This window comes from Luteolibacter sp. LG18, from assembly GCF_036322585.1.
GTDB lineage: Bacteria > Verrucomicrobiota > Verrucomicrobiia > Verrucomicrobiales > Akkermansiaceae > Luteolibacter.
Genome location: NZ_AP024600.1, coordinates 2,431,509 through 2,447,007, shown reverse-complemented (window position 1 = coordinate 2,447,007; position 15,499 = coordinate 2,431,509). Strand labels below are relative to the sequence as shown.

The following is a 15,499-nucleotide window of genomic DNA, read 5'->3' as shown; positions in this document are numbered from 1 at the left end:
TCAATTTTTTAATCACCCGCCCCCTTGCCTCAAGAAAGGCAAAGGGGGCGGGTGATCCTTGTTATTTTCTCCGCCTCAAGCACGTAGAGCCACCCTTAAGATGAATAAAAAAGGGATCGCTTTCATCTCCGGTCTGGCTCTGTGCTTGCTGCTGGGGCCACGCTTGTTCGACGCCGTCCGCAGCAAAGCAGCCTTGTCCGGAGCGGCGAGCCAGGGGAGAAATACGGGGGACACCAGCAACTCCCCCTCTCCAGATTCGAGAAAACAGCAAAAATCGGAGACCCGCGGCGTGCGCGCTCCATCCATTTCCGGACCTTTGGAATTCGGGGAGAAATGGAACATCATCGATTCCAATAGAGCCCTCAGCCGGAGAGAAAAGACCGAACGCAAAGAGGCGCTGGTCCAGGCATTTGTGGGCCGTTACGGAATCGAATACGTCTTCGCCCATATTCCTGAGATTTTCGGTCCCGGCGAGGCGAGAAACCTATTGCTGATGCTGGCCTTCAATTATGCCGACAAGAATGCCGGGTATGACAAACTGGTGGCCCTAGCCAAGACTGCGGGCAGCCCCGAAGAACGGCAATTCGCGCTGGCGGGAGTCTTGCAGTTGATGGAGTTCAAGGGAGCGACAGCGGGCGATTTCGAAAGCTTCCTGCCTCTGACCAAAGCGGAGGCATTGGATTACAGCTATACGGTTGAGTCGCTGGTGAAGGGGAAGTCGCTCTCTCTTGAAGAAGGAGTCCGGTTGCTGAATTCTTCCGATCCGGAGCTCAGCTCCAAGAGGCTCACCGAGTTTCTGCAATCGATTGCCATCAAAAATAGCAAGGGAGTGGCGGAATATTGCCTCGCCAATCTGAGCGAATCTCCGGGCGTGCGGAACGAGGCGTTGAAGGCATGCTTTTACAGCGAGATCGACATGAATCCCGCCGAAGGCATGGCCTATGCCATGAAGCTCAAATCCGAAAATGCCAGCCAGATAGATCCATTTCTAATCACCGACTGCATGACGAGGTTTTTCCTGAAGGACTCGCGAAAGGCCGAGGAATGGCTGAACCTTTCCGTGGACTCCACCACAGGAGCTGTCCATGACGCCCTTCAGGCAGCACGTTCCATTCACATCGCTGGTGATCTGGATTTCGCCGAAGCCCGGAGGATTCTTTCGGAGATCCAGGATCCAAAGGTCATCCAGCAAACGCAACAAGCGATTGATCGTCTTGAGGGCCAAAGCCTCAAGGGCCTGTCCGATCAATGACAATCACTTTTTCAATCGACCCGATTCCAAGTGCCCTACAAGGCAGCCTCTTGTAAGTCGCAGGTTCAAATCCTCCTCCCGCAACCGATGAAGGCCGCGGACTCGAAAGGGTCCGCGGCCTTCGCCTTTTAAAAGCTGCCACGGCTTCGTGGCTACTCCTCCAACAACCGGCGCAGCCTCTGCGCCCGGCGTCGTTCACCGAAATCCCGCCACCGCGTCACAAGCCTTCGCCACTGGAAGCCGAATCGGTTCATCGGTGTGCCATGCACGAAGACGGGAATCACCAGCGCCGCCAGATCGTCCGCTGCACGCCGCACGCTCTTTCGAAGCCCTCTCCGGGAAACGCGGACCCCGGCCTCCCCGATCTCGAAACAATCGAGCACGCCTTCACGGGAGATCCACTCAAGGAGGCCTGTCTCTTCGAAGAACTCCCGACCCTCGATACATTCTTCCCAGCTCCCCAAATGGACACGCAGCCCCAACAAGAAGCGCCGGATGTAACTGGCTCTCCCGCCGTCGTCATGAAGCGATCTCGTTTCCCACGACAGCATCACTAGTTCCCTGATGAAAAGAACGAACGCCTTCTCCCTTCCACTCCAATGGGCGGGCAACCGGAGGTTCGCAAGACTCATCGAGGCTCCTTCATTCACGAAGGACAGCGTCGATCTTCCATCCGATTTCTCAAGCCGCGATGCACGTTGATGCCAGACGCATGAACTGCTTCACTCATACTCCCACTTGAGCCGCCACGGGTCGTCGGTGCGTTTCTGCATGTCCTTCAGCCGTTGCTTCATGGCTTCCAGCAGGTCCTTGTGCGCCGGGTCCGTGGCGAGGTTCTTCGTTTCCGCCGGGTCCTGCTCCATGTCGTAGAGCTCGAAGGGCGGGCGGTGGATGTAGGAGTCCACGGTGCGGTTTCCATACAGCGCCTGCGGGCCCTGCCGCCACGCGCCCTGCCAGGTGGAGGCCGCCCACAGATCGGAGGCAAAGGGGAACGGCAGCGGTGACGCGATGTTCCAGATCAGCTTGTAATGCCGGTCCCGGATGGCGCGCATCGGGTAATACATCTGGATCTCATGGAAGGTGTGCGAGGCGGAGATTTCATCCCATCCCTCGCCGTGCTCCTGCCCGACGAGGCCGAGCCACGAGCGCCCTTGGTAACGGGTGAACTTCTTCCCCGGGTTCTCGCCGGTGCCGACCTTCTCCACCGGCGCGAGCTGCTTCGGGCCGTTCGTCGCGCGGTCCAGGCCACCCGCCGCATCCACCAGCGTCGGCGTGAGATCGAGGTGCGAGATCATCGCGTCGTTCACCACGCCGGGTTTCGCGCCGGGCAGATGGATCACGAAGGGCACGCGCAGGCCCGCTTCATACACCGTGGTCTTCGCGCCGGGGAACGCCATGCCGTGGTCGGCGGTGAAGAGGATGATCGTGTTGTCATACTGCCCCGCCTGCTTCAGTGCCATAACGAGCGCGCCCAGCGCCTTGTCGGTACGGGCGACACTCTGGTAGTACTGCGCGATCTCCGCGCGGCACTCCGGCGTGTCCGGCAGCCAGGAGGGCACCACCACCTTCGCCGGATCGTAGACCACCTCTTCGATGCCCGGATACTGTTTCCCGACCTGCGGATTGCCGAAGGCGTTCGGTTTCAGATCCCCCGGCACGGATTCCTGCTCCTCGCCGCTGCGGTGTGGATCGTGGGTCCAGAAGGCGAGGTAGAACGGCTGGTCCGCCTTCTCGTTGAACAGCGGCTCGCAGTTCTTCACCCAGTTCGGCGAATCGTGCGCGCCGGTGGTCTTCAACTCGCGGTCGTAATGGTAGACCGCATCCGGCGCGACGTGGTTCTTCCCGATGTGCGCGGTGCGGTAGCCGAGCAGCTTCAATTGCAGCGGCAGGCTGATCGCCGCGCAATTCGCATAGGTCTCGAAATGGTGGTAGTCGTGGACGTGGCCGTATTGCCCGTTCGCGTGGTTGTGGGTGCCGGTGAGGATCACCGAGCGGCTGGCCGAGCACGAGGCCGTGGTGGCATAGGCGTTCGTGAACAAGGTGCCGTCCTTCGCCAGCGCATCGAGATGCGGCGTCTGGATCACCGGTGAACCGTAGCAGCCCGCAATCGGGCTCTGGTCATCGGTCACGAACAGCACGATGTTCGGCTTCCCGGCGGCGGAAAGCGGGGCCACGCACGCCACCAGCACGAGCAGGACGCGGATCAGGATCGGGGACTTCACCATGGGAGGGGAATCATACGCCTCCCCTCCACGCCAATCTTCCCGTCACCCGCCCTTTTCCACCGCGCTCTTCAGCAGTGCGGTTTACCCGTCACTTCAAGCGGTTCCGCTTCCGCCACTCCGGATACGATTTTTCGATCATCCCCTGCGGCCACGTGCCGTACCACGAGTAGCCGTTGCGACGCTCGTAACCGATCTCCGCGATGGTCGCCTTCGGCACACCGTCGCGGTCGCAGAAGAACGGCTTGCCGGTTTTCAAATCGTAGAAACGCGCCCACAGCGGCGGCGCGGCGGGATCGGGCACCACCACCAGGTTCACACCCTTCTTGCCCTCCGCATCCGGCTTTTTCTCCAGGCGGATGCCGGTGACCTTCGCCGATTCGAACCACGCCACGGCCCCCTCCACCGCGGCGATGACCTCCGGGGAGGGATGCTCCAGGCTCATCAGCAGCTCCGTGATCGCCACCGACTCCGAGCCACTGAACGAGGCCAGCTCGAAGGCCCGAGCCGGACGCGGGCTGTAGTCGATCTCATCGTGCTGCGCGCACCACACCGTCGGTTTGCCATTCACCCGGATCTGGCACTTCAGGATGCACGCGATGCCGTCCGCGAACGCCTTGTCCGCCGCTTTCCGGTCCGCCTCGGGCACGAACTTGTAAGCATCCGTGTGCGCCACCTCGCGCAGGAACACCAGCAGCCGCACCATCGCGTCGTCATTGAAGGTGATGTGACGGTGGTACTGCGTGCTGGGGGGATAAAACTGCGGCCAGCCGCCGGTGGGATACTGCGCCTTGAGGATGTAGCCGAGCCCGCGCTGGAAGGCCGCCCGATACCGCTCGTCCTTCGTTGCATCGAAACACCGCGCCAGGAACCGCAGTTCGCCGGTGGTCGCGCCATTGTCGAAGGTCGGGTGCAGCTCCTTGCGATCGCCGCTGTAGGGAGCATCCACCGTGTCCGTGTTCTTCGGCCAACCGCCGAGGTCGGACTGGTAGGACAGGATCACCTCCGCCACCTGCTTCGCCTCCGCCGTGGCGAACCACGCGTCCGGCTTCTTCAAATACGGCGCGGTGCCGCCGCCCGCCGCCATCACGGGGGCGGGTGCCAGGAGCGCCAAGGCGAGGCCCACGGCGCGCAGGAAAGACGGGAGGGAGTTTTCCACGGATCGGGTGACCATGGCCCTCATACGCCACGGAGGCAATGGCCACGATCACCCGGATTGCGTCACCGGCTCACTTCGCCGCCGGTGCCTGCTCCAGCCCCGCCGGCATGAACCGCGGCAGGCTCGAAAGCTTCTTCGCCACCGGCTCCGAGCATTTCAGGTGCACCAGCGCGAAGTAGTCCGCGCAGTTCTTCCCGACGGTGGTCGAGTAGCGCTCCACGAAGGCATCGATCTTCTGCTGGTTCCCCGTGCCCACGCCCTGCAGGCCATCCTTCGCCCAATAGGTCTGGAACGTCTTCGTCAGCGCCTCGAAGCCGAAGGCATCGATCAGCGGCACGTAGAGCGCCAGCCGCGCGAAGGCATCCTCGCTGCCTCCCACGACCTTCTTCAGCTCCTCCTCCGGCTTCCAGCCCGGCCGCGCCTGACGGGCGTCCAGGTTCGCCATCGACTTCATCAGGTAAAGCGTGTGCAGGTTCACCACCACCTCCACGAAGCCATCGAAGGTGTAGGCCTGACCCTCGTGGTTGTGGCCCAGCTCATGGAAAAAGCCCCAGTTGCCCTTCGTCTTCAGGGTCTCCAGATCCACCACCTCCTTCGCGTGGACGTAGTGGCCCATGAAGGGGTAGCCGGAGTGGAGGTAGCCCGCGCTGATCATGATGTCCGGCACGAAGCGCTCGGGCACATGGCGCTCGCCCCGCCAGCCGCCGAATTTCCACGCATCATCGAGCACCTTGTCCCAATAGCGCATCACCGCCTCCGGGTCCTTCACCGTGCGGAGAATGTCGATCGGCAGGGAGAAGATGAAACGTTTCCCCGCCATCTCCCCCCAGGGCGCGCCGGTGGCGGCGAGCTGGGCGGACCATTGCTCCGGCCTGGTGACGCCAAGGCGATAACTCGGAGCGGCCACGCCCCCGGTGATCCGCGCGTCCACCACCGGCGGGCGGGCGCTGTCGACCTTTTCATCCAGCCAGATATAGCCGCCATAGGTCTTCATCTCGATGCCGCCGCGATCCTTGTCCCGCGGCACCTCGATGTAGACGAGCCCGCCGAAGGGATTCGCGATGCGGGTGGTGGGCTCCTTCAATTCCGTGGCGCGCGAGATCGAAGGAAACCGCGACCACTTCTCCTGCTTCGTGATGTTGTCCGTATGGCAGCCGATGCGCACCTTCAGCCCGCGCTTCGTCGCCTCCGCGGGCAGCGCCACGGTGACGATCTCGCCCGGCGCGGCATACAGCCCGGTGAACTGCCAGCGCGGCTGGTTCATGTCCACGCTGAAGCGGAAATCGGTCACCGGCTTCGTGCCCGGCTTCACCACCCCGGGAAACGCGGCGGCCGCGGGGTTCGCCCGCACCAGCTCCACCGGCAGCTCGGCGTAGTCCTTCACCCAGCGTTTCCACTTCTCGCGGAGCTCGGCATTGTCCTTCGGAACCGCCAGCTTCTTCGCTTCCGTGGGAGTCGCCTGCTCGAGCTCCGCCACCCATTCGGGAACCTGCTTGAGCGTGGGAGCCACCTCTGGAGCCGCCATCAGGCACGGTACTCCAGCCATCATCCAACCTACCAACAAACGGAATTTCACCCTATAGCCATGGGCAACTCCGGAGACCGCGGCAATGGCAAAATCACCGCCCGCACGCAGCCACGATCTATATTTCACAAAATACCCGGCCCCGGAAAACCCGGCGGAAACCGCGCCGTATCGCTAGGTTGGCGAACGACTGCTGCCAGGGACCTACTGGACCTCCTCCAGCGTCTCCACCACCCGCTCCGCCCCGTGGGCACGCAGCTCGTCGGCGGTGAACTTCCCGGTCGCCACCGCGATGCACGGAGCCCCCAGCGCCTTGGCACAAGCGATGTCCTTCGGCGTGTCCCCCACCACCACGATCTCGTCCGGCGTGAACGAACGCCCGGTGTGGTTCGCGGCCCGTTCCGCCGCCACCGGTCCCAACAGGTTCCGGTCGGCATGGTCGCAGCCGTAGGCTCCGAAGGGGAAAAACCGGTCGAGCCCGTAGTGCCGCATCTTCGCGGCCGCGCCTCCGGCGATATTGCCGGTCAGCAGCCCGAGGTGCACGGACTCATCCGCATGCAGCCGCTCCAGCAGGGCCACCACGCCGGGCAAGACGCGCCCGGGATAGCCGCCGTGGGCCAGGTTCCATTCCAACCGCTCCAGATAGGTGCGGAAAAACGAATCGATCGCCTCATCCTCCGGCTCCAAGCCGAAGTGCTCGAGAATGCCGTACACCACCCCGAGGTCGGTGCTACCGGCCAGATCGAGCGGCGGCCCTTCGCCACCGAAACAAAGCGTGGCCGCCTCTTGCAAGGCCCGCATCCCGGCACCCCCGGTGTCCACCAGGGTGCCGTCGATGTCGAATAGCCAGAGGTCAGCCATGAAACGGCGGGCTTTCCCGGAGGAGGAAAGCCCGGTTCGGAATCAGGATTCGGATTCGCCGGACGCCACGGATTCCTCCGTCTCGCCCTCGTCACCGTCGTCGCCGACGCTCTCGTCGAAATCGTCCTCGTGATCGTCGTCGAAGTCGTCCTCCTCGAGGAGTTCGCCGTGATAAAGCTGGAACTTCCGCTTCCGCTGGTGCGGCGGCAGCGGCGAGAGGGTCATGCCGATGGCACGGCCATTGAGGCGGGCCTCCTGGTCCACCTGGCCGATCGTCTTGAGATCCTCCACGATCTTCTTCATCACCACGAAGCCGAGGTCCTTGTGGGCGTTTTCACGACCACGGAACTGGAGGATGAAGCGAACCTTGTGGCCCGTGTCGAGGAAGCCCTCGGCCCGGCCCATCTTGATGTTGTAGTCGTGGGTGTCCGTGCCGACGCGGAATTTCACTTCCTTCATGCGGCTGGCGTTCTTCGACTTCTGGTTCTTCTTCAGCTTCGCCTGCTCGTACTTGTACTTGCCGTAGTCGACGATCTTGCAGACCGGCGGATCGGCCTGCGCGGCGATCTCGACGAGGTCGAGGCCGAGCGACTGGGCTTTGGCGAGGGCTTCGCGTGAACTCATCACGCCGAGCTGGTCCCCGTTCGCCATGACGACGCGGACGCGCGGGGCGCGGATTCGGTCGTTGATCCGCGTCATATCGCGGTAACGACCCCTGTTTTGGTCTCTGGATGGCTTGGCTATGGCTTTATCCTCCGATGGGTGGCTGCGACGCGACGGCACCACGCGGGCGGACGAATCCGGCGCGCAACCCCGTTGCGAAGAAGAATGCGGAACGATGACACTGGCACCGGATCATACGGGCGTGGAGAGACCGCTGGGCCGGTCTGCTCGACCGGTTGCGGAGGGGATCTCGTATCGTTCCTGGGAAATCATGAAAGGCGGAAACGGCGGCGGGAGCCGCGGGCAAAGTCGGGAACGGGAGGAAAACCGCAGCTTTCCGGATCCGACGAGCTTGCTGGGCGCAGGCTATAAGGGATTTAGGCCGTGTCAATCAAGGCGAATCTTCGAAAGCCAAGCCCCCTCCATCCCCGGAAAACGAACGCGGCCGACGGGAACCTCCCGCCGACCGCGCGATATCATGCACAACCCGAAGCTTACGGAGCCGTCACCCGCAGGCGAACGAAGCGCTTCGCCGCCCCCGTCGGCACCACATATTCAATCGACGTGCCGAGGTCGGTCACCCCGCTGGTGGCCGCCGTCCAGACGCTCAGGTCCGGAGAGGTTTCCACCGCCCAGGTGACCGCCGCGGACGGCTCCTTCGGCCAGATGATCTTGCCGTTCACCACACCCGGGTTCGCCGTCTGGGAGGAACCGGTGGCCCCCATCAGGTACTCCACGCCGTTCTTCACGCCGTCCCCGTCGAAATCGAGGTTCGCCGCCTGGCCGCCCGCGTTGGTGGAAGCCCAGCCGGAATAGCCCGCGCCCGCCGCGGCGGTCAGCGTGATGCGGGAGGCATCGGTGTAGCTGAGGGTGAACGAGTTCGCCCCCACCGTCACGGTCGCGCCTTCCGCCAGCCCGTTGAAGGTGCCGGTCAGCGTCTTGCCGGTGTAATCGAGGATCACAAGCTTGGTGCCCCCGGCCAGCGCGCCGGTGCCGATCTCGGTGAAGGTGGCGTTCGCTCCGGTGATCGTCACATCGCCGGTGGAGACTACCTTGTCCGCCGTCCCGCCCGAGCTACTGATCTCGATGTCCAGGGTCGAGCCACTGGCTAGCACCGCGCCCGCGCAGTTGAAGGTGCCCGTCGTCGTGCCCGGCGCGAGGTGGGTGCCGCTGTTCACCGTCACCGCCGAACTGGCCGAGCCGGTGCCTGCCAGGGTGCCGCCGGTCACGGTGGTCGCCCCGCTGTAGGTGCACGCCCCGGTGAGGGTCAGGCGGCCCACACCGGCCTTGGTCAGGGCATTGCCCGCTCCGCTAATCGCATAGCTCAGGCTGGCATTGTGGCCATTGGTGTCGATGGTACCGCCACCCGAGCCGAGCGTGAATCGGTTCGAGGTGGTGAGCTGGGGCACGTCCGCCGTGAGCCGGACCGTGCCGCCCGCCAGGGTCACCACGCCGTAGCCACTGCCGGAGGGGGTCAGATTCTGCTCGAAGCCCATGCTGGTGACGAACAAGCCGCCGATGGAGATCGTGCCGATGCCGGTGCTGCCGCCATTGACCTTCACGGTGGTGGAGCCGGTGTAGGTGAAGGTGGAGCCGGTGTTCACGTTCAGCGTCCCCGGGTAGCCCCCCTGGGCATTGGCCGCCACGTCTCCGGACTGATCCCAGGTCGCGCCCGAGTTCAGGGTCACCGTGCCGGCGCGCCCCATGAACAAGGTGCCCGCGCTGGTGACCGCGCCGCTCACTGTGAGCGTCTGGTTGGAGAAGCTGCCGGTGCCCGAGTTGTTGCCGAGCTGGACCAGTTTTCCGGCGGCCACCGTGAACGTGGAGCCCGTGGCGATGTTCACCGTGGTGGCGGTGGTGTTGGTCGTGCCAATCAACAGGCCGCCGCTGAAGGTGTTCGCTCCGGCGAAATTCAGCGTGCCACCGTTCGGCAGCACCGTGATGCCACCAGCCCCCGAAACCACGCCGTTCAGGTTGATGATCTGACCTGCGGGATTCACCGTGGCATCACCCGCCACGGAGATCGGCCCGGTCCAGGTGCCTGTGCCGGTGCCGAGATTCGTAAGGGTGGCCCCCGCCGCCAGGCTGACCGGCGTGGCGATCGTGCGGGCCCCGTAGGTGCCCACCGTCGCGCCATTCGCCACGCTCACCGAACCCGTGGCACCACCGAACGCGGTATCGACGTTTTCCGCGCCCAGCGTGCCGGCTTGCACCACAATCGCGATAGGAGTGCCGGTGGCATCGCCGCGCAACTGGATCTGGCTCGCCCCGACCTTGGTCAGGGTGTGTCCGTTGCCAGTCACGATGCCGGTGCCCGCGGTGCCGCCGATGTCGAACCGGCCCGCCCCACCGACGGTGGCATCCGCGGTGAGTTCCAGATTCAAGATGCCGGAGTTCCCCGCGATCGAGGTCGTCGTGCTGTTCGTCAGCGCGCCGTTCCCATCGGCGCCGGTGCCCGCGATCTTGTAGGTGAAGCTGCGCGTGGTGCCCGGCGAGAAGCCCGCGAGGTCGAGCTGCCCGCCATTGGCCACGGTGACGTTCTTGATGGTCGCGTTGCCGAGCGCGGCCGCATTGCCCATCACCAGCTTGCCGCCATTGATCGCGACGTCACCGGTGAAGGTGTTCGCGGTGGAGAGCGTCAGCGAGTTCGTGCCGCTCTTCACCAAGCCGCCGGTGCCACCGATCGAGCCCGCGCCGGTCAGCGTGTAGGCATTGGCCGAGTTGTTGAAGGTCACGCTGGCCGGGGAAACGGCCACCGCCAGGGTCGGTGCGAAAACCGTCGCCGTGTCATCGAAGGTCACGCTGTCGAGCGTGTAGAACTTCTCCGCCACCGCACCCGCTCCCAGCCAGTTGACGGTCGTGTTCACGTCCCAGACCGCCGAGCTGTTGCCCTTCCAAGTAATGGCGGAGCCCGGCGTGACCTGCACGGTCACCGCCGTCGGATCGGTGGTGGTGTCGAACACCGGAGCCGTGCGGTAACCCGCTGAACCCGCCACCGCGAAGTTCGAAGGCGTGGCCGTCGTGCCGCCGTGTCTCAGCACCGTGAACGTGCCACCCGCGGCCGGGATGTTGGTGAAGCCGACCGTGGCGGTGTTCAGCACGGTGAGCGTGCTGCCCGCCGTGAACGCACCCGGCGTGGCCGGATCGATGGTCACGTTCGACCCGATCGAGCCGTTGCCGAGCGTCAGGTTCCCTGCCACCGAACCCTCGCCCGCCAGCGTCGCCGCGTAGGTGGAGCTGGAAATGGCGAGGCTCCCGCCCAGCGTGCCGGTCAGGTTCAGCGTCCCCTGCGAAACGGTGGCCAGCCCGGTGTAGCCCATGCCATTGCCGGAGTAGTTCAGGGTGCCCGTGAAGCTCGCGGACGTCGACGCGCCGATCTCCAGAGGATCGGTGCCGATCAACGCCCCACTGATCGTGCCGGTGCCCGAGTACGGAGCGATGCGCGCCGGGCCAGACAAGGTCACCGAGCCGGTGATGGTGGCGTTCACCCGGATCGCGCCGAGCTGCCCCGAACCTTCCGTCCAGCCATTGCCGACGATGTTGAAATCATTGGCGAAGGTGCCCGCGGAGAGATACGCCTGCCCGCCGGACTGCACCTGGACCACCGCCGTGCCGTAGCGCGTGCCCGCGCTGTTATCCGCCTGGACGCGCGCGCCGTTTTCCGCCGCCACCGTGCCGGTGATCGTGTTCGCGCCGGTCAAGCTGTAGGACGATTGCGCGGAAGTACCCGTCCCTTTGAACGCCAGCGTGCCGTTGCCGGAAAACACGTTGGCCAGCGTGGGGGTATCGCTCCGGAAATAGCGCAGCGTCGTCCCGCTGTTGACGCTCGCCGCCGCAGGCAGCACCCCGGCCGCTCCGCCCGCTCCGACCTGCAGCGTACCGCCCGCCACCGTCGTGTTGCCATAGGTGTTCGTGCCGGTCAGCGTCAGCGTGTCCGCGCCGTCCTTTGTGAGATTGAAGGCCCCGCCGACGACACCGGAAAGGGTGACCGGAGACTCCACCGTCACCGTGCGGCTCGCGGTGAGCGCCACGTTTCCGGACAAGGTCAACGCGCCGGTGTAGGTCGGGCTGCCAAGGGTGACGTTTCCATCGACGGAAACCGGATTGGAAATCGAAACCGCCGACAAGCCCGCGGTCGTGAGCGCCCCAGTGGCCAGCGACAAGGTCCCGGCGCCGAGCGCGCCGGTCGTCCCCACGCGGATGGAGCCGCCGTTCAACACGGTGTTGCCGGTATAGGTGTTCGGCGTGGAGAAGGTCACGGAGGCATTGCCATCCTTCGTCACTCCGGTCACGCCGCTGATGGGCCCGCCATTGAACGAGTAGTCCACCGAGCTGTTGCTGACCGTCATGCTCCCCGGAGCCACCCCTTCTGTCGCCACCACCACGTCCTGCATCACGCCGGGGTAATCATTGAAGACCACCACATCGGCGGTGTAGAAACGATCCGCATCCCCGGCATGATACCAACTGGCGGACGTGCCCGTGTCCCAGGTGTGGTTGCCCGCCATGTCCATCCAGAACAGCGACACCGGCAGCCCGATGGTCAGGGTGATGGCGCTGTTCGTGCCGGTGCCCATGTCGAGCGAGGCTCCGCGATAGTTGGCGGCCAGATTCGCTGCCGAGCCATTGAGGGTCCCGGTGTAGTTCAGCACCGTGTAGGTTCCCGGCGCGGGAGGCGTGGGAAAAAGGATCGGCGTCAGTCCGTTCAACGTCACATCGGTGGCCGTGAGCGCCGCCGTCGGCGTGGACACATCCGGCCATAGCTTCGCGCCATTCAAGGTTCCCACCACCAGCGGACCGCCCAGCACCGCCTCTCCTCCCAGCGATGCCCCATCCGCCACCGTCACGGTGCCGGTGTAGCCGGTGGAGCTTCCGCCCAGCGTGACCACGGACGTCCCTTTGACGTCGATGTTGCCGGTGCCGCTGAAGCCCCCGGTCACCCCGGTCGGAGAGAAACTGAGGAACTCGATCTTGCCATTGTTCACCGCCACCTGGCCGCCGAAGTTGCCGGAACCGGCGAAGCGCAAGGTGCCCGCCCCGGTTTTCGCGAAGCCGGTGGTGCCGCTCAGCGTGCCGCTGAAAATCAGGTCGGCATTGGCGTCCGCGGACACGTCCGACACCGCCACCGAAACCCCGCTGGTGGAAAACGCGATCGGGTTGGCCACCGTCAGCGTGGCCGTGGCGGCGGCATTCGTGATCGTGCCGGAAACCGCGGGAGCGAGCGTACCCGTGCCGGACAATCCCGCATTGAGGTTCGCGGTGGTGAACGCCAACGAGCCGGTCGTACCCGTCACCGTGGCGGCACCGTTCACCGTCAGCGTGCCCACCGTCGAAGCGCCGGTGCCCACCGTCACGGTGGTGCTCGCAGCCTGGGTGAGGGTGGCCGCGGCATTCACCACCGGATTGTTGAGCGTGATGGCGGAACCGCTGTTCACCAGCGAGATGGAGCTGGCGCTGTTCAGGCCTCCGGCCACGCCATTGACCAGGTTCCAACCGTTCCGAACCTCGTAGGAGGAAGCCCCGAGCGCGCTGCCCAGATTGAAGGTGGTGGTCGCGGCACCGGTATTGAGCACCACCGCGCCGGTGAAGTTGTTGGTCAGGCCGGTGGCGATGTTGACGGAGCGGGTGCCGCCGCCGCTGAAATTGAAGTTGAGCGTGCCGCTGCCGGTGATCGCCTTGTTGAGATTGAGGGAGTGGGTGAAGCTCGATGCCGTGTAGGTGATCGTGTTGGTGCCCGTGAACGCCAGCGCCGCGTTGAAAGCCTTGGTAGTGGCGTTGGTCGATGTGAAGCTGAGGGTCGCGTCGGTCACGCTGATCGGATTGGTGCCCAGCCCTGCGAAATTGTAGGTGTGTGTGATCGTGCCTCCGCTGCTGCCCCCGAGCGACAAGGTCGTGCCACTCGCCAACGAAAGCGAAGTACCCGCGAAAGCATAGGTCTGGGTGGTCGTGAGGCTTCCAAGCTGGAGGGTGCCTCCGGTCACCGACACTCCGGCCGTGGAGGTGTTGGCGACGTTGGCCAGGTTGAGCGTGCCCGTGCCCGTCTTCGTCCAGGCGGTGTTGCCCGCGAGCACGCCGCTGATCGAGAGCGAGCCGGTGACATCCATCGACGGCGTGGTGCCCGCGAGCGTCAGCGTGTTGCCCGCCACCGAGTTGTTGGAGAGCGTCATCGCCACGTCCCCGGACGCCCCGGTGTCGTCGAACAAGATGCCATTCACCGTGGTGGCCGCCGTCAGATTCAACGTCGGGGCCGCGGTCCAATCCTTCCGCAGGTCACCGCGGTCGGTGCTGCTGTTGGGGATGACGCTGCCGGTCCAGTTGGTGGTCAGGTTCCAGACCGAAGGACCCGCTCCGAGGCTGCCATTCCAGACAATGTCGGTGGCATGGGCGGGGGAGGAAATCACCAGCGCGAAAACAGAGGCAAACAAAGAGAAACGAGGGGTTTTCATGGGCTTGTCAAAATGAATGCAACAAATAGGTAGCATTCGATTGACTCATTCCCCCGGTTGGCACAACGGGCCCTCCGTGCGTTTTTCTGCCCTATTCCGTTAGGCAGAGCTCATGGAGCCCAGCGCGTTATCACGCCGGAATCCCTTGTGGCAGGCGGGTAAAACCCGCCCAGCTCAGGCGCGGCCCAGGATCACCGCCAGCTCATCGAGCTGCTCGCGGCGCATCGGCGCGGTGTCTTCTTCCTCGTGGAATTCCATCAGCACATCGCTCGACTGGCGCTTGAGCGCCAGCATCGCGCGGGTCTTCACCACCTCGTCCAGTTCGCCTTCCACCAGCAACTGCGCGAAGGCCAGCCCGAGGATGAATTCATCGCGCGTGACCACGCTGAAGCCCTCGTCCTCATCCAGCGCTTCCTGCAGCGCCTCCGGGTCGAGCAGGTCCCAGTCCGCGTCCTCCAGCTCGAACACGTCGAAGAGGTTGGCGATGAAATCCTGGACCTTGCCCTTCGGCTGTTCCTTACGGAAATCGAGATACGCCGCGAAGGTATCCGCGCCGATGTCATTGCCCAGCGGCGAATCCTCGTCGCCGAAATCCCACACGAACGAATCCACCGGGACAAGCTGCCGCGCCCGCTCATGTGCGGTTTCCGGCGTGATTTCCCAGATATCGGTGAAGGAGGGCATGGCTTGGGATGCGGAGCTTGCGCGAATCCCGCGGGATTTCAACGCCAGTCTTCCAATGTCAGACCGGAAATGCGCTGGAAGTCGCGCTTGTTGTTCGTCACCACCGGCCAACCATGCCGCAACGCGGTGGCCGCGATAAACACATCGGTGATGCTGACCGGCGTCCCCGCATGAAGCAGATCGGCATTCACCTGGGCCGCGATCCTTGCACACTCGGAATCGAAAGGAACAATCGGAAGGCACGACACCAGCCGGGCCACCTTGGCGTGTTCATCGGTCCGCCGCTCCACGGGAGCCCGGGCGGCCCCTTGGAACAACTCAAACTCCGTGATGACGGAGATGAAGCACTCCTTCGGCGAACAGGCCGAAATGCGCGCCACCACGTTCTTCCGGCCCCGCAGCACGTCGATGCAGACATTCGTATCGAGCAGCCGGTTCACAGCGACTTCTCCCGGTAGGTCGGCGTTTCACGGCCGAAGTCCTTCCGGGAAATCCGGATGCTGTCGAAAAACCCCTCCGGCCAGCCATTCTCGGAGACCTCCTCGATGACCAAACGACGTCCCTCCCGGTGGATCGAGACCCGCCCGCAAGGCAGCTCGAATTCCTTCGGCAGCCGGACGGCAAGGGAGTTGCCGCTTTTGAAAACCCGCGTTTCCATGAGGGATGTATATACCGACTTAGATATAC

Annotated in this window: 11 protein-coding genes; 1 reads left to right on the top strand and 10 read right to left on the bottom strand. The window is 64.3% G+C overall.

The features are described from left to right. Positions 1 to 100: 100 nt before the first annotated feature. Positions 101 to 1,252, top strand: coding sequence for a hypothetical protein (locus llg_RS10230; protein ID WP_338289786.1), 1,152 nt, complete (start codon positions 101 to 103; stop codon positions 1,250 to 1,252). A 152-nt stretch (positions 1,253 to 1,404) separates the two neighbouring features. On the opposite strand, the gene llg_RS10225 is transcribed toward llg_RS10230, so the two are convergent. The 10 genes from llg_RS10225 to llg_RS10180 all read right to left on the bottom strand — a co-directional run bounded on the left by llg_RS10225 (position 1,405) and on the right by llg_RS10180 (position 15,470). Next, on the bottom strand, positions 1,405 to 1,884 hold the full coding sequence (locus llg_RS10225; protein ID WP_338289785.1) for a hypothetical protein: 480 nt from the start codon (positions 1,882 to 1,884) through the stop codon (positions 1,405 to 1,407). 90 nt (positions 1,885 to 1,974) lie between these two features. Then, positions 1,975 to 3,477, bottom strand: coding sequence for a sulfatase (locus tag llg_RS10220; RefSeq protein ID WP_338289784.1), 1,503 nt, complete (start codon positions 3,475 to 3,477; stop codon positions 1,975 to 1,977). 88 nt (positions 3,478 to 3,565) lie between these two features. Continuing rightward, positions 3,566 to 4,648, bottom strand: coding sequence for a pectate lyase (pelA, locus tag llg_RS10215; RefSeq protein WP_338289783.1), 1,083 nt, complete (start codon positions 4,646 to 4,648; stop codon positions 3,566 to 3,568). A 55-nt stretch (positions 4,649 to 4,703) separates the two neighbouring features. After that, positions 4,704 to 6,158: a M60 family metallopeptidase gene (locus tag llg_RS10210; protein ID WP_338289782.1), complete on the bottom strand. Its 1,455-nt coding sequence runs from the start codon at positions 6,156 to 6,158 to the stop codon at positions 4,704 to 4,706. Positions 6,159 to 6,362: 204 nt separating this feature from the next. Beyond that, complete coding sequence (locus tag llg_RS10205) at positions 6,363 to 7,019, bottom strand: HAD family hydrolase (protein ID WP_338289781.1); 657 nt, start codon at positions 7,017 to 7,019, stop codon at positions 6,363 to 6,365. Between the two features lie 42 nt (positions 7,020 to 7,061). Continuing rightward, entirely contained in the window at positions 7,062 to 7,718 is a 657-nt protein-coding gene (infC, locus tag llg_RS10200; RefSeq protein ID WP_338289780.1) for a translation initiation factor IF-3, read from the bottom strand. Positions 7,719 to 8,176: 458 nt separating this feature from the next. Then, the gene (locus llg_RS10195; RefSeq protein WP_338289779.1) at positions 8,177 to 14,128 is read right to left on the bottom strand and encodes an autotransporter-associated beta strand repeat-containing protein; all 5,952 of its coding nucleotides are present in this window, start codon (positions 14,126 to 14,128) and stop codon (positions 8,177 to 8,179) included. 174 nt (positions 14,129 to 14,302) lie between these two features. Then, the gene (locus tag llg_RS10190; RefSeq protein WP_338289778.1) at positions 14,303 to 14,812 is read right to left on the bottom strand and encodes a hypothetical protein; all 510 of its coding nucleotides are present in this window, start codon (positions 14,810 to 14,812) and stop codon (positions 14,303 to 14,305) included. Between the two features lie 38 nt (positions 14,813 to 14,850). After that, entirely contained in the window at positions 14,851 to 15,252 is a 402-nt protein-coding gene (locus llg_RS10185; RefSeq protein ID WP_338289777.1) for a type II toxin-antitoxin system VapC family toxin, read from the bottom strand. Then, on the bottom strand, positions 15,249 to 15,470 hold the full coding sequence (locus llg_RS10180; RefSeq protein WP_338289776.1) for a hypothetical protein: 222 nt from the start codon (positions 15,468 to 15,470) through the stop codon (positions 15,249 to 15,251). The genes llg_RS10185 and llg_RS10180 overlap by 4 nt, the downstream gene beginning before the upstream one ends. Positions 15,471 to 15,499: the final 29 nt, after the last annotated feature.